Source organism: Bacteroides sp. RTP21281st1_H5_RTP21281_210402, from assembly GCF_040918965.1.
In the GTDB taxonomy this organism is placed as follows: domain Bacteria; phylum Bacteroidota; class Bacteroidia; order Bacteroidales; family Bacteroidaceae; genus Bacteroides; species Bacteroides congonensis.
Window position 1 is genome coordinate 344,560 of sequence record NZ_JBCOWR010000004.1, and the last position, 20,070, is coordinate 364,629.

Annotated in this window: 13 protein-coding genes; 4 read left to right on the plus strand and 9 right to left on the minus strand. The window is 44.7% G+C overall.

Going from position 1 to position 20,070, the window contains the following annotated elements; genetic code table 11:
• Positions 1-19 precede the first annotated feature (19 nt).
• Positions 20-1,114 carry an efflux RND transporter periplasmic adaptor subunit gene (locus AB5443_RS08590; RefSeq protein WP_368114441.1) on the plus strand — a complete coding sequence of 365 codons (1,095 nt, stop codon included), beginning with the start codon at positions 20-22 and terminating at the stop codon, positions 1,112-1,114.
• 17 nt (positions 1,115-1,131) lie between these two features.
• Complete coding sequence (locus AB5443_RS08595; protein WP_294543538.1) at positions 1,132-4,257, plus strand: efflux RND transporter permease subunit; 3,126 nt, start codon at positions 1,132-1,134, stop codon at positions 4,255-4,257.
• A gap of 96 nt (positions 4,258-4,353) precedes the next feature.
• On the opposite strand, the gene AB5443_RS08600 is transcribed toward AB5443_RS08595, so the two are convergent.
• On the minus strand, positions 4,354-5,685 hold the full coding sequence (locus tag AB5443_RS08600) for an ATP-binding protein (protein WP_368114442.1): 1,332 nt from the start codon (positions 5,683-5,685) through the stop codon (positions 4,354-4,356).
• A 23-nt stretch (positions 5,686-5,708) separates the two neighbouring features.
• Complete coding sequence (locus tag AB5443_RS08605) at positions 5,709-6,383, minus strand: response regulator transcription factor (protein WP_044654072.1); 675 nt, start codon at positions 6,381-6,383, stop codon at positions 5,709-5,711.
• Between the two features lie 116 nt (positions 6,384-6,499).
• Between AB5443_RS08605 and AB5443_RS08610 the strand changes: the two genes are divergently transcribed.
• Complete coding sequence (locus tag AB5443_RS08610; RefSeq protein ID WP_368114443.1) at positions 6,500-8,509, plus strand: glycoside hydrolase family 97 protein; 2,010 nt, start codon at positions 6,500-6,502, stop codon at positions 8,507-8,509.
• Positions 8,510-8,738: 229 nt separating this feature from the next.
• On the opposite strand, the gene AB5443_RS08615 is transcribed toward AB5443_RS08610, so the two are convergent.
• The 7 genes from AB5443_RS08615 to AB5443_RS08645 all read right to left on the minus strand — a co-directional run bounded on the left by AB5443_RS08615 (position 8,739) and on the right by AB5443_RS08645 (position 17,484).
• Positions 8,739-10,403, minus strand: a complete 1,665-nt coding sequence (locus AB5443_RS08615; protein ID WP_368114444.1) for a long-chain fatty acid--CoA ligase — start codon at positions 10,401-10,403, stop codon at positions 8,739-8,741.
• Between the two features lie 346 nt (positions 10,404-10,749).
• Positions 10,750-12,210: a potassium/proton antiporter gene (locus AB5443_RS08620; protein ID WP_044656557.1), complete on the minus strand. Its 1,461-nt coding sequence runs from the start codon at positions 12,208-12,210 to the stop codon at positions 10,750-10,752.
• A 250-nt stretch (positions 12,211-12,460) separates the two neighbouring features.
• Positions 12,461-13,129, minus strand: a complete 669-nt coding sequence (locus AB5443_RS08625) for a Crp/Fnr family transcriptional regulator (protein WP_368114445.1) — start codon at positions 13,127-13,129, stop codon at positions 12,461-12,463.
• Between the two features lie 37 nt (positions 13,130-13,166).
• Complete coding sequence (locus AB5443_RS08630) at positions 13,167-14,480, minus strand: PAS domain-containing sensor histidine kinase (RefSeq protein WP_368114446.1); 1,314 nt, start codon at positions 14,478-14,480, stop codon at positions 13,167-13,169.
• Positions 14,477-15,820, minus strand: coding sequence for a sigma-54-dependent transcriptional regulator (locus AB5443_RS08635; RefSeq protein WP_368114447.1), 1,344 nt, complete (start codon positions 15,818-15,820; stop codon positions 14,477-14,479). Before AB5443_RS08635 ends, AB5443_RS08630 begins: the two co-directional genes overlap by 4 nt.
• A gap of 76 nt (positions 15,821-15,896) precedes the next feature.
• Positions 15,897-16,700 carry a hypothetical protein gene (locus AB5443_RS08640; RefSeq protein WP_368114448.1) on the minus strand — a complete coding sequence of 268 codons (804 nt, stop codon included), beginning with the start codon at positions 16,698-16,700 and terminating at the stop codon, positions 15,897-15,899.
• Positions 16,681-17,484, minus strand: coding sequence for a metallophosphoesterase (locus tag AB5443_RS08645; protein ID WP_277135353.1), 804 nt, complete (start codon positions 17,482-17,484; stop codon positions 16,681-16,683). The genes AB5443_RS08640 and AB5443_RS08645 overlap by 20 nt, the downstream gene beginning before the upstream one ends.
• Positions 17,485-17,753: 269 nt before the next feature.
• On the opposite strand from AB5443_RS08645, the gene AB5443_RS08650 reads away from it, so the two are divergent.
• The gene (locus AB5443_RS08650; RefSeq protein ID WP_368114449.1) at positions 17,754-20,063 is read left to right on the plus strand and encodes an ABC transporter permease; all 2,310 of its coding nucleotides are present in this window, start codon (positions 17,754-17,756) and stop codon (positions 20,061-20,063) included.
• Positions 20,064-20,070: the final 7 nt, after the last annotated feature.

Below are 20,070 nucleotides of genomic sequence, written 5' to 3' on the forward strand. Positions count from 1 at the left end.
CTATAAATTATCAAAGACTATGAACTGGAATAAATTCCTTCCTTGCATATTGCTTACTACTTTATTGGGAGCATGCTCCGGCAAAGGTGAACAACCGAATGTTGCCCCGGCTGCCTTATGTCTGACGGACAGCTTGCTGAAAGTCGTATCTGTCGATACGGTTCATGTTCAGGAAGTGATAGACGAACTGACACTGAACGGACGGGTGACATTTAACGAGAATCAAGTGGCACATGTATATCCGATGTTTGGCGGTATGGTGACGGAACTGAAAGCTGAAATCGGGGATTTCGTCCGTAAGGGAGATGTGTTGGCAGTCATCCGTAGTGGGGAAGTGGCAGAGTATGAAAAGCAACTGAAAGACGCGGAGCAGCAATTGCAGCTGACCCGCAGAAATATGGATGCTACACAAGATATGTATTCGTCCGGCATGGCTTCGGATAAGGATATACTTCAGGCGAAACAGGAGTTGGCAAGCGCCGAAGCGGAAGAGAGAAGGATAAAGGAAATCTTCTCTATTTATAATTTCTCCGGAAATGCCTACTATCAGTTGAAATCGCCTGTATCGGGCTTTATTGTTGAGAAACAAATCAGCAGGGATATGCAGTTGCGCCCCGACCAAAGTGAAGGACTGTTCACGATTTCGGGACTTTCCGATGTATGGGTGATGGCGGATGTATATGAAAGCGACATCAGCAAAGTGTCCGAAGGGGCTTCGGTGCGTATCTCTACACTGGCCTATCCCGATAAAACATTTGCCGGAACGATTGACAAGGTATATCATCTGCTGAACAATGAAAGCAAGACGATGAATGTCCGTATCAAACTCAAAAATGAGGATTATCTGCTGAAGCCGGGAATGTTTACGAACGTAAGCGTAAAATGCCGGGCGGACGGAACCTCGATGCCCCGCATTGATTCTCATGCGCTGGTATTTGAAGGGGGCAGGAATTATGTGGTGGTTGTGAAACCGGATCAACGGCTGCAAGTGAAAGAGGTGGATGTATATAAGCAGTTGAGCAAGGAATGTTATATCCGATCCGGACTTTCCGAAGGAGACAGGGTGTTGAATAATAATGTATTGTTAGTGTATAATGCTTTGAATACGGATTAAAAACAGAGAATAGACTTATGCATAAATTCATAGATAATATAGTGGCTTTCTCGCTGAAGAACAAGTTCTTTATCTTCTTTTGTACGGCGATTGCCATTATAGCCGGAGCTGTCTCTTTCAAGCACACTCCGATAGACGCTTTTCCGGATGTGACCAATACGAAGGTGACGATTATCACGCAATGGGCGGGACGCAGCGCGGAAGAAGTGGAGAAATTTATCACGATTCCTATCGAGATAGCCATGAACCCGGTTCAGAAGAAAACGGATATCCGTTCGACTACGCTTTTCGGACTTTCCGTTATCAATGTGATGTTCGAAGACCGTGTGGATGATTTTACAGCCCGTCAGCAGGTATATAATTTGTTGAATGATGCCGATTTGCCCGATGGGGTGACACCGGAAGTACAGCCTTTGTATGGCCCTACCGGAGAGATTTTCCGCTATACGCTGCGTAGCGACAAGCGCAGTGTGCGGGATTTGAAGACCATTCAGGATTGGGTAATCGAGCGTAATCTCCGTTCGGTGTCCGGTGTGGCGGATATTGTGAGCTTCGGTGGTGAAGTGAAAACTTTTGAGGTGAGTGTGAATCCTCACCAGTTGATTAATTACGGCATTACTTCCCTCGAACTCTATGACGCGATAGCCAAGAGTAATATCAATGTAGGGGGAGACGTGATTACGAAAAGCTCACAAGCCTATGTGGTTCGTGGCATCGGTCTGATTAACGACCTGGACGAACTGCGGAATATCGTAGTGAAGAATATCAATGGTACTCCGATTCTGGTAAAGAACCTTGCCGAAGTACACGAATCATGCCTGCCCCGTCTCGGACAGGTAGGGCGAATGGATGAGGACGACGTAGTTCAAGGTATCGTGGTGATGCGGAAAGGGGAGAACCCGGGCGAGGTAATCGCCAACCTGAAAGACAAGATAGAAGATTTGAATCAGAATGTGCTTCCGAAAGATGTGCAAATAGTCTCGTTCTATGACCGTGAGGACTTGGTGAACCTGGCTGTCAGGACGGTGACGCATAACCTGATTGAAGGAATATTGTTGGTTACCTTTATTGTTTTAATTTTCATGGCAGACTGGCGGACTACTGTGATTGTTGCTGTTGTCATCCCATTGGCATTGTTATTCGCATTCATCTGTTTACGTGCAATGGGAATGTCCGCCAATCTGCTTTCTATGGGAGCCATCGACTTCGGTATCATTATTGACGGGGCGGTGGTGATGGTAGAAGGGGTATTTGTCGCCCTGGACAAGAAGGCAAGGCAAGTGGGAATGCCTGCTTTCAACGTCATGTCCAAAATGGGACTGATCCGTAATACGGCAAAGGACAAGGCGAAAGCGGTATTCTTCTCCAAATTGATTATTATCACGGCACTGATTCCTATTTTCTCTTTCCAGAAAGTGGAAGGAAAGATGTTCTCACCCTTGGCATATACGCTGGGTTTTGCACTCTTGGGGGCACTGATATTTACGCTTACCTTAGTGCCGGTCATGTCTTCCATGCTGTTGAAGAAAAATGTCCGTGAAAAGAATAACCGTTTTGTCCATTTTATCAATACCAAATGCTCGGCTCTCTTTGATACTTTCTATGCGCATAGAAAGCTCACTATCGGACTGGCTACGGTGATAGCGGGTGTCGGCCTATGGCTTTTCTCTTTCCTGGGTACGGAGTTCCTTCCGCAGTTGAATGAGGGTTCTATCTATATCCGCGCCACTTTGCCGCAAAGTATCTCATTGGATGAATCAGTGACGCTTGCCAATAAAATGAGAAGGAAGTTATTGACATTCCCCGAAGTGCGGCAAGTATTGTCGCAGACCGGACGGCCGAATGACGGTACGGATGCTACCGGATTCTATAATATAGAATTTCATGTCGATATTTACCCCGAAAAGGAATGGGACAGCAAGTTGACCAAGTTGCAGTTGATTGACAAGATGCAGGACGATTTGTCTATCTATCCCGGCATTGACTTTAACTTCTCGCAGCCGATTACCGATAACGTGGAAGAAGCGGCTTCGGGCGTGAAGGGTTCTATTGCCGTGAAAGTCTTCGGCAAGGATTTATATGAGTCGGAAAAGTATGCGGTTCAGATTGAGAAGATTCTCAGTACGGTGCAGGGGATTGAAGACTTGGGAGTAATCCGGAATATCGGTCAGCCGGAACTTCGTATCGAATTGAATGAACGGCAGTTGGCACGCTACGGAGTAGCCAAGGAAGATGTGCAGTCGATTATCGAAATGGCTATCGGCGGTAAATCAGCTTCACTGCTCTATGAAGATGAACGGAAATTCAATATCATGGTGAGATATAGCGAACAGTTCCGTCAGAATGAAGAGGAGATAGGCAAGATATTGGTTCCGGCAATGGATGGAACAATGGTGCCTGTCAAGGAACTGGCGGATATCACGACTATTACAGGCCCGTTATTGATTTTCCGTGATAACCATGCACGTTTCTGTGCGGTTAAGTTCTCCGTGCGGGGACGGGACATGGGTACGGCAGTTGCGGAAGCGCAGAAAAAGGTGAATGCGTCCGTACATTTACCTGCGGGATATTCTTTGAAATGGACGGGCGACTTTGAGAATCAGCAACGGGCAACGAAGCGGTTGGCGCAGGTGGTGCCTGTCAGTATCGCTATTATCTTTATCATTCTGTTTGTCCTTTTCTCTAATGCGAGGGATGCCGGACTGGTATTGCTGAATGTCCCGTTTGCGGCTGTCGGGGGGATTGCGGCACTTCTGATAACCCGTTTCAATTTCTCTATTTCGGCAGGTATCGGCTTCATAGCCCTGTTTGGTATCTGTATTCAGAATGGGGTGATTATGATATCCGATATAAAAGCGAACCTGAAGCTGGGGTCTCCGTTGCAGGAAGCGACGAAAGAAGGAGTCCGCTCGCGTATCCGTCCCGTGATAATGACGGCGGCGATGGCGGCTATCGGTTTGATGCCTGCCGCCATGAGCCACGGCATCGGTTCGGAATCCCAGCGTCCGCTTGCGATTGTTATCATTGGCGGATTGATAGGAGCCACTTTCTTTGCCTTGTTTATTTTCCCTCTTATTGTGGAAGTGGTATATGAACGGATGCTGTATGATAAAAACGGTAAGTTATTGCAAAGACGTATATAAATAATTTCATTATCTATTCTATGAAAAAAACTCTCATAGATTAAATTGTATGTTTTCAGTAGGTAGAAGTGAGAAAGGGATAAAAAAGGGGGTGAATTAAAAAATCACCCGTACTTTTGTCCCTTTTTCTATTTCGGAAGATATTTCCAGTTTGCCGTTGTAGGCAGATATAATTTTCATTGTCAGGCTAAGGCCGATTCCCTGTCCTGCATAGTCGTGGGTATTGCTGCCCCGGTAGAAAGACTGGAAGATATGCTCTATTTCTTCCTGCGGGATACCGATTCCCCGGTCTTCTATTTCAATCACGACTTGTCGGTTTATCCGGGAAAGGATAATGTCTACTTCCTTTTCAGAATATTTGCATGCATTGTCTATGATGTTCTTCAAGGCTATTTTTAGCAGGTAGGAGTTTGCTTGTACAGCAGCCGGTGCGCCCGATTCCCGGGTATGAAGCCGGATTCTGTCGTTGTCAGCCGTTAAATCGGTCAGCATGTCCTGAAGGGAGATTTCTTCGATGTTAGTTTTCAGCAGTTCTTCATCCTGTCGGGAGAGAAAAAGGAGATGGCGTATTAGGTTGGACAGCCGTTTGCTTTCTGACGAAATACGTTGCAGGGCTTCCACATATTCTCCGGTGCTTCTTTCTTTGAGCAGGCTGATTTCACATTCTCCCTGAATGGCGGTTATCGGGTTGTTCAGCTCGTGTGACGCATGGCTGACAAAGGATTTCTCTGCTTTGAAAGCACTGTCCAGGCGGTCGAGCATATGGTTCAGGGTGACTATGATTTCTTCCAGTTCATCATTGTTTCCGGTTTGTTTTAGTCGCCGGTTGAGGCTGTTGGCGCGTATTCTTTTCAGTTCCTTCAATATATGCTGAAGGGGAACAAGGATGCGTCCCGAATAGATTTTCCCTATAAAGTAGATTAGGATGGAACTGAATAGCACCAGGAAGATGGAAAGCAGCAGCAGATGTTCCTGAATCTCCGTTCCGTAAGCATTGCGGGACATGACAAGAACGATGAAATTGCCTTCATTGTCGGGATAATAGAGGGCTGCACCCAGTTGGTCTTTATATTTGAAGGAGAAAGGGATGCTGTCTTCGCCTGTTATAAGAAGAGCCTGTTGCTGTTGGGTGAGATATTTATCCAGTGTATCGCATACTTCGGAAAGGCTGTCCATATTCAAGAGAATCTCATGGGCTTCGGGTAGAAGTTCGTCATATTTGCGTTGGATAATCTGATAACTCTGTTCGTCCACTTCGTCTTTCTCCCAATGTTTCTGTGCGGTCAGGTAGGCTTTTTCACGAAGGTAGGAAGCATAGAGCCTGTTGATATACTGCGTGCTGAAGATATAGAATACAGCAATGATAATAACAGTAGTCAGCACACTGGCTAATGTATAGAAAAGAGCTATTTTAGAACCTACTTTCATACCCGTGGCGGTTGGTGATGTGTTTAAGCATTCATTATATATCCTAATCCCACTACCGTGTGAATCAGTTTCTTATCGAAGTCACGGTCTATCTTTACACGGAGATAATTGACGTAAACATCCACGATATTGGTATTCGTGTCGAAGTTCTTGTCCCATACGTCTTTGAGCAGGGTGATGCGTGAGAGGGCTACCCCCTGATGAGTCATGAAATATTCGAGCAGGCGGTATTCCTTGACCGTAAGCTCGATGTCTATATCTCCTCTTTTAGCCTTCCGGGTGTTGCAATCCAATATCAGATTATCACAAGTCAGTTGGTTGGCGGCAACTTCCTTGCCGCGGCGCAGCAATGCCTTGATGCGTGCTTCCAGTTCCTGGAAGCTGAATGGCTTGACAAGGTAATCATCCGCTCCCGCGTCCAGTCCCTTGACAATATCCTCAGTTGTGCCCAAGGCCGTCAGCATGATAACGGGAGTCTGGTAACCGAACATCTGGCGATAGAGATGGCAAAGTTCCAAACCATTTATTTTCGGCATGATAATATCCAGTATTAAAAGGTCGAAAGGTTCTTCCTGAAGGATTTTCCAACCGGTATTGCCATCGTGACAAACGCTTACCGTATGTCCGAATTCTTTCAGTCCCCGTTCAATAAAAGAGGCGATATTTATTTCATCTTCCACCAATAGTATCTTTGCCATAATCGTACTGTTTACGTGCAAAGATACTTTTTCTTTGCATTTGGAGAAAGAAAATCGCCTTACATTTAAGTGTTTCTTGTTTCTGAATTGTACTATATATAAACAAGAGATATGCTATGAAAATAAATTATTTAGTCGGAGCTTTTCTGTGTATGCTGGGATGTTATGCGTGTAGCAGTCCGAAAACAGAAGTCAAATCACCGGACGGTCATATTAAAATGTCTTTTACAGTAGATGAAAACGGCAGACCACTTTATAATGTTTCGGTAGGTGATTCCTTATTAATTGAAAATTCGGCAATGGGATTCACGGAAGGCAACGGCGTTTTCTTGGGAGAAGGATTTCAAATAAAGAATACGACTTTTACCAGCAAGGACGAGACTTGGACACAACCCTGGGGCGAGAATAAAACCAACCGCAACCATTACAATGAAATGGCAGTCAACCTGACTAACGGGAACCAGGTGGAACTGACGCTCCGCTTCCGTGTGTTCGATGATGGAGTAGGGTTCCGCTATGAATACAACGTCCCCACGGTGGATTCATTGATGATAACGGATGAACTGACCACTTTCCGGTTCCGCCAGGACGGTACTTCATGGTCGATTCCTGCCAGTGCGGAAACTTATGAATTACTATATAAGCAACAACCTGTCTCCGAGGTGGAAACAGCCAATACTCCCTTTACTTTCAAAACGGCGGACGGCGTGTATGGAAGCATCCATGAAGCGGCTTTGTATGACTTCTCCGAAATGACCTTGAAGCAGGCAGGTAACTATACATTGAAAGCGGAGCTTACCCCATGGCCCGATGGTATCAAAGTGCGCAAAGGCAACCACTTTACCACTTCCTGGCGCACCATTCAGATTGCTCCCGAAGCTGTCGGACTTATCAATTCTTCATTGATTCTGAATCTGAATGACCCTTGTGTACTGGAAACTACCGACTGGATTCGCCCGTTGAAGTATGTCGGAGTCTGGTGGGGAATGCATCTCGGCGTAGAAACCTGGAAGATGGACGAACGTCACGGAGCCACTACGGTCAATGCTAAAAAATATATCGACTTCGCAGCCGCCAATAATATAGAAGGCGTCTTGTTTGAAGGTTGGAACGAAGGCTGGGAAAGTTGGGGCGGTATGCAGAACTTTGACTTTACGAAGCCTTATGCCGATTTTGATATTGACGAGATAGTCCGTTATGCCAAAGAGAAAGGTATTGAAATCATCGGCCACCATGAGACAGGTGGAAATATCCCTAACTATGAGCGTCAGATGGATCGTGCAATGCAATGGTACACCGACCATGGCATTACGATTCTGAAAACCGGTTATGCAGGAGCTTTTCCGGACGGACTTTCACATCACGGACAGTATGGAGTCAACCACTATCAGAAAGTGGTGGAAACGGCTGCCCACCATAAAATGACGCTTGATGCGCACGAACCGATTAAGGATACCGGAATCCGCCGTACATGGCCTAATATGATGACTCGCGAGGGTGCCAGAGGGATGGAATGGAATGCATGGAGCGAAGGCAACCCGCCTTCCCATCATGTGATGCTGCCGTTTACCCGTCTGTTGTCCGGCCCGATGGATTACACTCCGGGAACTTTTGACATTCTGTTCTTACAGACAAAAGATTCTCCCCGTCGTCAGAAATGGAACGACCAGGATAAGGGAAACAGCCGTGTGAATACAACTTTGGCAAAACAGCTCGCTAACTGGGTAATTCTGTATTCTCCTCTGCAAATGGCTTCTGACATGATAGAACATTACGAGGGACATCCTGCTTTCCAGTTCTTCCGTGATTTTAATCCGGATTGTGACGAATCGAAAGCATTGGCAGGAGAGCCGGGAGAGTTTGTAGCAGTCGTGCGTAAAGCAAAAGGCAATTATTTCTTAGGAGCAGCTACCGATGAGAAACCGCGTACACTGGAGATAAAACTGGACTTCCTGGAACCGGGAAAACAGTATAAAGCTATCATCTATGCCGATGGAGAAGCTGCGGACTGGAAAACGAATCCTACGGATTATCAGATAACAGAGCAGACGGTGACTTCCGAAAATACATTGACTGTGCGGATGGCTGCCGGCGGTGGACAGGCTGTTTCGTTCATGCCGCTTTAATTCAAAATTGGTATTATAAATGGGAATTTATATTTCACCACAGAGGACACGGAGGACACAGAGTTCTTCTCTCTTTCTTTCCGCAAGTAAAACAGAGAGATAAATACGGTTATAAATACGTGAGACTCTGTGTTACTCAAAAATAGTAAACCTCTGTGTCCTCAGTGTCCTCTGTGGTGAACTCATAAATTATCATTTAATTGTGAGGCAATATCTATGTCCAACTGCATTATCCTTTCGCTTCCTGATACATAAAGCGTTTGATTGATTTCTTCGCCGTCTTTTCAAATTCTTCGAAATGAATTTTAATCTTGCTTATTTGAGAATAGTTGGGAAGTTGCTGATTCAGTTCGATACGGTTCTGTTCCATTACTTTCTGAATATCCGCCTGCTGCAATCCATGCGCAAAAGCGTCATCGAAATCCGGATAAATAAGAGCTACCAGTTTTTCATGCTGCAAGACGATAATGGACTCCGAAACATACGGCATATTGTTCAATTTGCTTTCAATCTCTTCGGGATAGATGTTCTGTCCGCTCGAAGTAAGAAGCAGGTTTTTGCTACGGCCACGAACCGTTATGTATCCTTCTTCATCCATTGTTCCGAGGTCGCCCGTATGCAGCCAGCCGTATACATCTATGATTTGTGCAGTAGCTTCGGGATTTTTGTAGTATCCCAACATCATATTGGCTCCTCTGCAAATGATTTCTCCGGCATGGGTTTGGGGATCCGGTGAGTCGATTTTCACTTCCATGCGTGTCGTTGCTTTTCCGCAGGAAGCCAGCTTCAACGTTTCCCAACGGCTGGAACAGATAATCGGCCCACATTCGGTCATACCGTAAGCAATAGTGTAGGGGAATCCTATCTTTTTAAGGAAAGCTTCCACTTCGGCATTGAAAGGAGCGCCGCCGATAATGATTTCGTCAAAGTTACCACCGAATATTTCCATAGCGGCCTGACGTGCCAAAGACTTGATCTTGTCATTGACAATAGGCACTTTGAGCAATAACTTGCCGATCTTGCTGTCCACTTTAGGCAGAATATCCTTCTTGATAATCTTTTCTACAATCAAAGGCACACAAGAGATTACTCTTGGTTTGATTTCCGAGAAAGACTGGGAGATGATTTTCGGAGACGGCATACGCGTCAGGAAGTAGATATGCGCACCTGCCGAGAATCCGTACAGAAAGTCGTACACCATACCGAATACATGTCCCATAGGAAGCATGGAAACGATGTTGTCTCCCGGCTTAAGCGGAAGCATCTCGAAGCAATACGCCACGTTCGACCAAATGCTGCGGTAGGGGAGCATGACTCCTTTTGAATATCCCGTAGTGCCTGAAGTATAGTTGATAATCGCCAGTTCTTCCGGCCTGTCTTTCCGGTAACAGATGTGTTCCGATCGGAAATTCTTGGGATACCGCTGGCCATAAATAGCGTTCCGGTGTTCGAAGGCATAAGTGAGTTTCTCGTTCCGTGATACCAAGGCTGAAAAGTCAGTCAGCAAAGCAATACCTTCCAGTAAGGGCATGGCATCCTCATTCAGATTTTCCCAAGCCTGGTCGCCGACGAAAAGTAGTTTGGCTTCGGAGTGATTGACGATATTATGAATGTTGTCCGCCTTGAATTCATGCAAGATAGGCACGATAACGGCTCCATAAGTGATAGTGGCTAAGAAAGTAACTGCCCAGTGGGCACTGTTGCGTCCGCAGACTGCTATTTTATCTCCCGGCTGAATTCCGGCGCTTTCCAGTACGATGTGAAATTTAGCGATTTTACGCGCTACGTCTTTATATTGAAGGGTGATTCCTTTATAGTCAGTTAAGGCATCTCTGTCCCAGTTTTTGATAATACTTTGCTCAATATAATCAATGAACTGATGTTCTTGTTCCATTCGATTCTTGCACATTTAGTTTAAAACTGCGCAAAATTAATACTTCATATGTGTAAACCGAATTTTAAATTCAAGTTTTACGGTTAATTAACGGAGACTGACCGAACAATTCCTTTCGGGCTGACGGCGGGCTTTTCCTGTTTCTTCCTTAAAGCTGATTGGCGGGTATATTTGAAACGTTGAGAAGTATTAGATAAATCAAATATTTATTATAATAATAAGGCACGGATTACACGAAGTTCACGGTTTCAAAAGATAAAATTAGTCAAAACCGTGTAATCTGCGTAATCCGTGCCTAAATAATTAGTTATAACGAAGTTCTGGCAAATCTATTCATAAATTGTACCTATTCTATTGCTTCCTCTTTGGATTTCTCGGAAATGAGCAATAGTTTATCCCCCTCGTGCAACTTCAATGTTCCGTTGGGAATCAGGAACTCATCTCCACGTTTCACAATCATTACCAGTGTACCTTTGGGAAGATTCATATCTTTCAATGTATCCGCTTCTTCCAGCATTTCCCGGGTGATTGTCATGTCACTGAGGTCGGAGTCTATTTCTTCCGGAAGTTCGACACCGAAGTCATTGCCTGTTTTCTCCAGTGGTTCGGAGAGATGCAGTAAACGTGCCACAAAAGAAATGGTAGTACCCTGCACAACCAGTGAGACAATGGTAATGAAGAACACGATATTGAAGATAATATTCGAACCTTCGACTCCTGCAACCACCGGATAGGTGGCGAAGATAATAGGAACTGCCCCGCGCAATCCTACCCACGACACGAAGAGACGTGATTTCATCGTTATTTTACGGAACGGGAGCAAGCAGAGGAATACGCTTAGCGGGCGACCGATAACAATCATAAATACGCCAATCAGCAAGGCAACGACAGCTACTTCCAACATTTCGTGCGGATTGACAAGCAATCCCAGGCAGAGGAACATAATGATTTGGAACAACCAGGTCAGTCCGTCCATAAACGTATAGATTTCCTTACGATGCATGATTTTATTGTTTCCTACCATTATACCGGCGATATATACAGCTAGGTATCCATTACCTTTCAGTAAGTCGGTGATGGAGAAAGTAAAGAAAACAAAAGCCAGTAACAGGATAGGGTATAACGCCTGATTGTCAATATTAAGCTTATTCAACATGCGGATAGCCAGTTTGCCGAGTAAATATCCGGCAGCGGCACCTACAATAAACTGGATGATAAAGGACATTGCGATAGCACCGACTCCCATGCCTGCCGATTGGATAAACTGTATCAGGACAATGGTAAGCATATATGCCATCGGGTCATTACTTCCACTTTCCAACTCCAGCATAGGGCGGAGATTGTGCTTTAAGTTCATCTTTTGTGAACGAAGAATGGCGAACACCGAAGCTGAGTCGGTAGATGACATGGTAGCTGCCAGTAGCAGGGAAGTAGTGATAGGTAAATAAATGTTCGTCCAACTCATGCCGGATAACCACCAAATAAAGAGTCCGGTGAATAGGGCTGTTAATAGCACTCCGACAGTGGAAAGCACGATACCGGAACCTAATATAGGTTTTATTTCTCTGAATTTCGTGTCCATACCACCCGAGAAAAGGATGATACTCAAGGCGACCATACCGATGAACTGCGCCTCTTTGGCATTATGGAATTGGAGTCCGAAACCGTCGCTTCCGAATATCATTCCCACTACAAGGAACAGTAATAAGGTGGGTACTCCAAAGCGGTATCCGGTCTTTCCAACGACAATGCTGACGAAAAGTAAGATAGAACCGATAAGTAAGGTGTTTTCTGCTGTAAATATCATAGGCAATATATTATAAAGTTATAAAATTGTCGTATTGGTTTTCACTGTGCGAAGTTACACATTATTAACAACAAATAAAACCCCTATTTGGATGTATTTTTGTCAAAAAAGGTAGTTAAATAGTCTAAAAAGATTAATTTTACACTCAATTATCTACAATATACTTATAGATTCAAATAATCTTACGCTTTTGGAGAAAGGAAAAGAATCACCCGCACCACAGATTGATGAACGGTAGCGCGGGTGATTTTTATTGAATGAGCCGGATAAGCGATTCTTTTTGGAGAATCGTAATATGCTTCCGGTCGGCTGTCAGTAAACCATCTTCCTGCATATGAGCCAGCTCGCGTGCCAAAGAAGGGCGGGAAACTCCAAAATAATCACTCAATTCCTGTTGCGAACGGTCGAGAGTGATATGTAATTGCTGCTGTTGTTTATGCAACCGGAGCAGATAAGAAGCCAGTTTCTGCCGAATCGTCTTGAAGGACATGAAGAACAGCTTATCCGATAACGTCCGTGCATAATTGGCGGAAAGGTTCATATAGTTTTCCAAAAACTGCTCGTTCTTACGAAACAGGTTCAGGACGCTCGATTTGGGAAGTTCGATAACTTCCGTCGGTTCGTTGGCAGTCACTTCTACCGGAAAGCGATTCTCTTCTCCAAAAAGAAACAAAGGGGCGAGGGCTCTTGGCGCAGCTATGTCTTCCACTTTGATAAGCCGTCCCGAATAGTCAATCATTTCACCGCGCACACTTCCTTGGGTCAGGATGACCAGGCGGTTGCACACATCTCCCTGCCGGGCGAGTATTTCCCCTTTCTTATAAGAACGGGTGTGGAAACTGATTGCTTCCAAATCGGCGGAAAGCCTTTCAGGAGTAATACCACGGAATAACGGGTTACTGATGAGTGTAGGTATCATAATCGGCTATTATTATTGGGGTTATAGTTGGCTGTTATTATTTGAATTTAAGGATAAACCTGGTTTCCTTGTCCGGCAGTAACGTAAGACTTCCGCCCGAAAGGCGCATAATCTGACGGGAGATACTTAATCCGATTCCGCTACCCCCTTCCTTGGTGGTAAAGAAAGGGATGAATATATGCTCCGCTATCTCTAACGGGATTTCAGGGCCGTTGTTTTTTATTTCAATCAGTATTTCTTCCGTTTCATTGCAATAAGCCTGAATCTCAATTTTTCCATCCGGTTGGCTACCGATAGCTTGAATGGCATTCTTCAGGAGATTGATAACCACTTGCGAAATCAAATTCTCATCTGCATATAGAATCAAGTCCGCAGGAGAAATCTCCGTATGGAAGATGATATTGTCACACGGGTTCTGATGGCGGGCCAGTTCGACCATTCTTTCTATAAATGCCTTTACATAGAATAAAGATGGTTCGGGAGTCGGTATACGTGTGAACTGCCGGTAAGATTCTACAAAAGAGAGCAGTCCTTTTCCCGTAGCGCTGATAGTCTGCAATCCATGGCTGATTTCTTCGTCTTTGCTCTCCGACATGGAAAGGAGCGTGTCGCAAAGGGAAGTGATGGGAGTGACCGAATTCATAATCTCATGCGTAAGTACACGCGTCAGGCGAATCCATGAATCTATTTCCTTTTCGTCCAGTTCGGTATTAATGTCATTCAGTGCCAGGATGCGCAGATGCTCTTTGCGCACATTGATTTCAGATACGCGTATGGACAGGTTGACCGTTCCCCGCTCATTATGGAAAGTTACTTGCAGCTTGTCTCCGGGACGGCAATTTTCCACCCTGTTCATCAATACGGTATCTACTTTACTTAACTGGCGGACGTGCGTGAATATATTCAATCCTATAAGTCGCAGAGCTTCTTTGTTCTTCTGATAGACTGCCCCATTGTCATTAAGCACTAACAATCCGGTGCTGACAAAGTCCAAAATCAGTTCGTAGTATTTTTCCTGTTGCGCTGTTTCCGACTTTACATTATATAAGATATGTCCAACCCGGTTGAGCGCTACATTAATTTGCCTGCTTTCCATTGTTCCGTCTTCTTCGGGAAAACGAAAAGTATTGTCGTTATTCTCTAAAGCATCAATCATGAAAAGTACTTGCTTGATATGATGGCGGTATAGCCGCATTTGCCATATGATACTAAGAATCAGCAGAATGGCGCAGATGCCGAATCCTATATATTCCTTCTGAAAACCAAACCAGGTAGTCAGCAGACAAGCACAGACAGTCAGTACTATCCTGAACCAATATCGGTAACTAAGTTGTCGGAAAAACTTTCTCATAATCCGAACTTTTTCATCTTGTTATAAAGAGTCTGCCTGGTGATTCCCAGTTGGCCGGCAACTGCCGATAGATTTCCTGCGCAGGCGTCCAGGGCTTTCCGTATCATCTGTATCTCCATCTCTTCCAGTGTGGAAATACTTTTCTCCTGAATCCCTGCCGTACGTGGAACGGATAATTGAAACAGCCCGGCAGGAATCAACGGACTGTCATTGATAATGATAGCCTTTTCAATCACGTGTTCCAGTTCGCGGATATTTCCATACCAGGGATGCGCTGTCAGTTTCTCTTTTGCTTCGGGCGCAAATGCCATCACAGCCTTGTCATATTGCTTGCAGAACCGTACGATAAACCTTTCCGCAAGTGGAATGATATCCTCTTTCCGTTCCCGCAAAGGGGGAATTTCCACATGAATGGTATTGATTCGATACAGCAAATCTTCCCGGAATTCTTCTTTCCCTACCATCTCTTGCAGATTCCGGTTCGTTGCGCATATCAGCCGGATGTCAATGGGAACAGGAGTGTTGCTTCCTACACGCACAATGCTTCGGCGTTGGATGACAGTCAGCAGTTTGGCTTGCAGATGATAAGGCAGATTTCCTATTTCATCCAAAAACAGGGTGCTTTTGTCGGCAGACTCGAACTTGCCTGTACGGTCAGCGTGTGCATCCGTGAAAGAGCCTTTTATATGCCCGAAAAGCTCGCTTTCAAACAAGGACTCCGTGATAGTCCCCATATCAACAGCAATCATTTCTTTATGTTTCCGGTTGGACAGGGAATGAATTTCACGTGCCAGCATCTCCTTTCCCGTTCCGTTCTCACCGGTTATCAGGATATTGGCATCGGTGGCAGCCACCTTTTCAATCAGCGTGCGGAGTTGCTGCATCACTTTGCTTTCTCCCCAGTACATAGTCGGATGAATCGGTTCTTCTTTTACACTCGTTTTCTTTTCGCGGAGTGTAGACGCGGCTGCGGTTTGCAGGGTTGCCACTAGCTTTTGGTTATCCCAGGGCTTCACGATAAAGTCGGTTGCCCCTTCCTTTATCCCCCTGATAGCCAGTTCAATATCCGCGTAAGCCGTAAAAAGTACGACCGGAAGCCCCGGACGTACTTTCTTTATTTCTTGCAACCAAAACAATCCTTCATTACCGGTATTGATGCCCGATGTAAAATTCATATCCAGCAATATTACTTCCGGCATCTCTTCTCGAATGACGCTTGTCAGCGTGACGGGAGAGGAGAGTGTAACGACTTTTGAGAAATAGCTTTTTAAAAGGATTTGTACTGCGGTCAGCACCCCTTTATTATCGTCTACAATGATGATTGTTCCTGATTTACCCATTTTCGTGTAAGTTTGTAATGCGCAAACTTACGAAAAAAGTAGTTGATAATTCAATATTTGGATTTCAAAATTAAATTTACAGCCATTGGAACTTCAATCCGAAAGACAGGCTCAGGTAATCACGCGGACGGAGATAGCTATTCTGTACGGCACTAATCAAGTACAGGTCGCACGTACTTATTTCATAGAAAAATGTCACGGACTTTGCCAGGAATCTGCGTTGCGGGTCAATATCATAAGTCAGCCGCTGCCCCATAAAGACATGGAAACGTACTTTGCTTGAAAAGCCATAATAACCTTTTGGATAGCGGTCGGGCTCATTTACCCAAAATTGGTCTCCGAATACCGTATTCATATAAAGACCGCAGGCAAGAGGTTCCGTAGAGAATCCTTTCCCTATATTGATGCTCCAGGGCATATAATTCTGTTTGAGCGTCAGGGTTACTTTCGCCTTTTTAGAAGAATACTTCGGGATAAATCCGAGCAAAACATCCGTTTCCCATTGATTCCGCTTACCATAATCCCAGCCTGTGCCGAAAGAAAGCAATCCCATATTTCCGGCATATTGTATCTTGGAATGAGTCGGGATGATTCGTTCCCAGTTCCTGCGCAAACGGTGTACCCGTTTGTCATAACGGGAATGCTTGACATGCTTGGGTGTGGCAGGCAATACAGAATCCGCCTTGATAACAGTAAAGACCGAATCCCCTGTATGAAAGGCAATAATCGAATCATCCTTAATAACAAAATGGAGTGATTCCATTTTAAACGTATTAATGAGAGTATCCGTCTTGCAAGTGGCTGAAACCAGTAAGGGGAAGGAAAGGAGCGCCGACAGCACTCCTGCCCGTAAGATATATTTAGTATTTAACCAGTTCATATTCGTATTTTTCCGGAGTTATGGTAAACACCAGATAACTGCGGTAATCCATGCAGTCACTGGTGATATAATGTATGCCATCATCAAAAATCACGTCGTCCCGATGATGGTGGGTGTGCGCGGCCGTGCAGAATTGTATGCCCGGGTATTGAGTGACATAACGATGGAATACTTTTGCCACGTTATCATTGAATACATCCGTATAAGGACGCGCATGCATACTAATTACTGTCTTTTCAAATTCATCGCTTCTGTTCGTTATTTCCTGCTCCATGAAAGTGAAATCGGGAACAGGCTCTGAATAATCATATTCCAGTGCATTGGTATTCAGGCAGACAAACTTCACATTGCCTGCAATAAAGGAGAAATTCGTAGCACCGAACACAGCTTTGTATGTTTCCGCCCCCGTACCCAAACAGTCATGGTTCCCAATCAGAGCCACGTAAGGTACGTTTAGCCCGTTCATAATATCACGTTGCCAAAGGAATTCTTTCGTCACCCCGAAGTCACTCATATCTCCGCCGTGAATGACGAAATCAATATCATTCCGTTTATTAATCGCTTTCACGAAATCTTCCGTTTCGTCATACCAACGTTGTGAATCGCCCATGGTTACGAAGCGTAGTGTAGTCTTCCCTTTGCAATTCGCTTCTATCTTTTCGATATTGTGTGCATTGACATTAGTTTCGCCACTGATGCGGACATCGTACGGATGATAATCTATCATACCACATCCGGAGAGGAACAGACACGACAAGAGTACATATAAATTCTTTCTCATCATAATTAAATATTATAGTTTAGAAAACTTTACGCAAAGATATAGTTTTCTGTTTGGATGGACAACGGCTAAAACGTGAATGAGGAGTGAACGAACAATAAATGTGTAAAATAGAACAGTAATCTGTTGTCTAATTATTAGACAGCATCGTCTAATAATTAGACAGTATCTGCAAGACTCTAAAAGGTAAACAGTTGATAATGAGTTGTTATTCTTTTTGGCACGCTTTCTGCGTTTAATAAATAGAGAAAAAACAGAAAAACATCTAAAATATGAAACAACTCTATTATGTAATTCGGACTTTGTTGCGGGGGCGTGGTTCAAACATTATCAAAATCCTTTCTTTGGCATTGGGATTGACAATGAGTATCCTGTTGTTTGCCCGTGTAGCTTTTGAACAGAGTTTCGATAAGTGCTTCAAGGAGTATGATAACCTATATCAGATTTTCTCCGTCTTTTCCACGAACGGACAGACTTTTGAGCCGCAAGATAAGAATTGCGGCCCGGTGGCAGGTGCTATCTTGGAGAATTTTCCCAAGGAAGTGGAAGCGGCTACCAGTTATTGTGACTGGATGGGAGCCCCTCTTTATAATGGAAGTGTCCGTTTCGATGCTCGTAAGCTTGTAGCCGATTCACTTTTCTTCAAGACGATGGGGATTGAAGTACTGAGTGGTATCCCTGAAAAAGAACTGATGCAGAAAGACGTTATCTTTTTGAGCGACCGCCTGGCACGGAAGATGTTTGATAAGGAAAACCCGATAGGGAAAGTAATCACCTACAACAAGGATATAGAGTTAACGGTAAAAGGAACCTTTGCCGATATCCCGGAGAATTCCACTGTAAGACCGGAAGCCGTGGTTTCCTTACCTACCATCTGGACTCGTAATTGGGGAAATTACTCATGGAGAGGGGGAGATAGTTGGCTCGCCTTTATCCGCTTCCGTCCGGGAGCCGACAAGTCGGTGGTAAATGCCCGCATAGATGAAATGATAAAGAAATACCGTCCTGCGGAAGATCAAAAGGTGGTAGGCTATACAGCTTTCGTGAAACCTATTCGTGATGTTTATCGCGAGTATAAGGATGTGAAGCGGATGCGGAATATCATGTCAATCCTGGGAATCATCATTCTCTTTATCGCTACCTTGAATTATGTCTTGATTTCCATTTCCTCACTTTCTCAACGTGCCAAAGCCATCGGAGTACATAAGTGCAACGGTGCAGGCAGCAGCAGGATATTAAGTATGTTCCTGTTGGAAACAGGCGTCATTATTCTACTCGCATTGGTGCTGATGGGCTTAATCTTGTTGAACTTCCGTGAATTCTTTGAAGATACCGCGTCTGTCGAGCTAAGCGCCCTGTTCGCTTTAGACCGTCTTTGGGTACCTTTGCTAATTGTCATCGTACTGTTCGTAATAGGCGGAATATTGCCCGGTCGTTTGTTTGCCAAGATACCTGTATCCCAAGTATTTCACCGCTATACCGAAGGAAAGAAAGGTTGGAAACGGCCGTTACTGTTCGTGCAGTTTGCCGGTGTAGCCTTTATCTGTGGACTGATGTATGTAGTGATGCTGCAATATTATTATGTACTGAACAAAGAGCTTGGATATAACCCGCAACGTGTTGTTGTAGCCAGTGCCAGTTTTGGAAATGACGAGAATCAGAATTATGCCCTGACTTTCTTTAAGGGTTTGCCGTATGTAGAGGCGGTGTCCAGTGCCGATACCCATCCGGTGTATAGTTATAGCGGGACAATGATTCAAAATGAAGGTGGACAGTCACTTTTTTCATCCCGTTATTGTGATATGATGGAAGATTATCCGGCAATGATGGGGATGGTTATGAAAGAAGGACGTATGCCGCGCAACCGTGAAGAAACGGTAATCAATGAGACATTTGGCGAATGGATGCATTGGGGAAACGACCTGCTGAATCGTACCGTCTACAACTCCGGTTATGTCTGCAAGGTAGTGGGAGTTCTCAAAGATTTCCGTATCGGAAATTTCACTAACCCGCAACAACCTATCACCATTATGGTCACCAAGAAATTTGGTTCTTGTGTCCACATCCGGCTGAAAGAACCATTCATGGAAAACCTTCAGAAACTGAATAAAGAATCGGCAGAAGCATTCCCCGATAAAACGATTGATTTCCGTCCGATGGAACAAATGATAAAAGACAGTTATAATTCAGTCCGTGTATTCAGTAACGCCACTATGCTGGCAGCGATAACCATGTTTTTTGTGATGCTGATGGGATTGATAGGATATACCACCGACGAAGTCCGTCGCCGTTCCAAAGAGATTGCCATCCGTAAGGTCAACGGTGCCGAAGCATCCGGTATTCTGGAAATGCTGGTGAAAGACGTGCTCTATATAGCCGTTATTGCAGTTGTTATCGGTGTGATAGCTTCCTGGTATGTTAATGATATGTGGATGGATATGTTTGCCGAACACGTACCCGTCAGTTGGGCGGCCTATGTCCTGATAGCGATAGTCAACCTGCTTGTCATCGTTGCCTGTGTCGTTTGGAAATCCTGGCACATAGCCAATGAAAATCCCGTAAACAGTATTAAAAGCGAATAATTAAAAA

What these genes read in the sequence shown, in the direction of transcription:
- AB5443_RS08635 (WP_368114447.1), bottom strand. Translation starts at nt 15,820, where the DNA reads ATGGGTAAATCAGGAACAATCATCATTGTAGACGATAATAAAGGGGTG.
- AB5443_RS08600 (WP_368114442.1), bottom strand. Translation starts at nt 5,685, where the DNA reads ATGAAAGTAGGTTCTAAAATAGCTCTTTTCTATACATTAGCCAGTGTG.
- AB5443_RS08610 (WP_368114443.1), top strand. Translation starts at nt 6,500, where the DNA reads ATGAAAATAAATTATTTAGTCGGAGCTTTTCTGTGTATGCTGGGATGT.
- AB5443_RS08645 (WP_277135353.1), bottom strand. Translation starts at nt 17,484, where the DNA reads ATGATGAGAAAGAATTTATATGTACTCTTGTCGTGTCTGTTCCTCTCC.
- AB5443_RS08625 (WP_368114445.1), bottom strand. Translation starts at nt 13,129, where the DNA reads ATGATACCTACACTCATCAGTAACCCGTTATTCCGTGGTATTACTCCT.
- AB5443_RS08640 (WP_368114448.1), bottom strand. Translation starts at nt 16,700, where the DNA reads ATGAACTGGTTAAATACTAAATATATCTTACGGGCAGGAGTGCTGTCG.
- AB5443_RS08650 (WP_368114449.1), top strand. Translation starts at nt 17,754, where the DNA reads ATGAAACAACTCTATTATGTAATTCGGACTTTGTTGCGGGGGCGTGGT.
- AB5443_RS08630 (WP_368114446.1), bottom strand. Translation starts at nt 14,480, where the DNA reads ATGAGAAAGTTTTTCCGACAACTTAGTTACCGATATTGGTTCAGGATA.
- AB5443_RS08590 (WP_368114441.1), top strand. Translation starts at nt 20, where the DNA reads ATGAACTGGAATAAATTCCTTCCTTGCATATTGCTTACTACTTTATTG.
- AB5443_RS08605 (WP_044654072.1), bottom strand. Translation starts at nt 6,383, where the DNA reads ATGGCAAAGATACTATTGGTGGAAGATGAAATAAATATCGCCTCTTTT.
- AB5443_RS08595 (WP_294543538.1), top strand. Translation starts at nt 1,132, where the DNA reads ATGCATAAATTCATAGATAATATAGTGGCTTTCTCGCTGAAGAACAAG.
- AB5443_RS08615 (WP_368114444.1), bottom strand. Translation starts at nt 10,403, where the DNA reads ATGGAACAAGAACATCAGTTCATTGATTATATTGAGCAAAGTATTATC.
- AB5443_RS08620 (WP_044656557.1), bottom strand. Translation starts at nt 12,210, where the DNA reads ATGATATTTACAGCAGAAAACACCTTACTTATCGGTTCTATCTTACTT.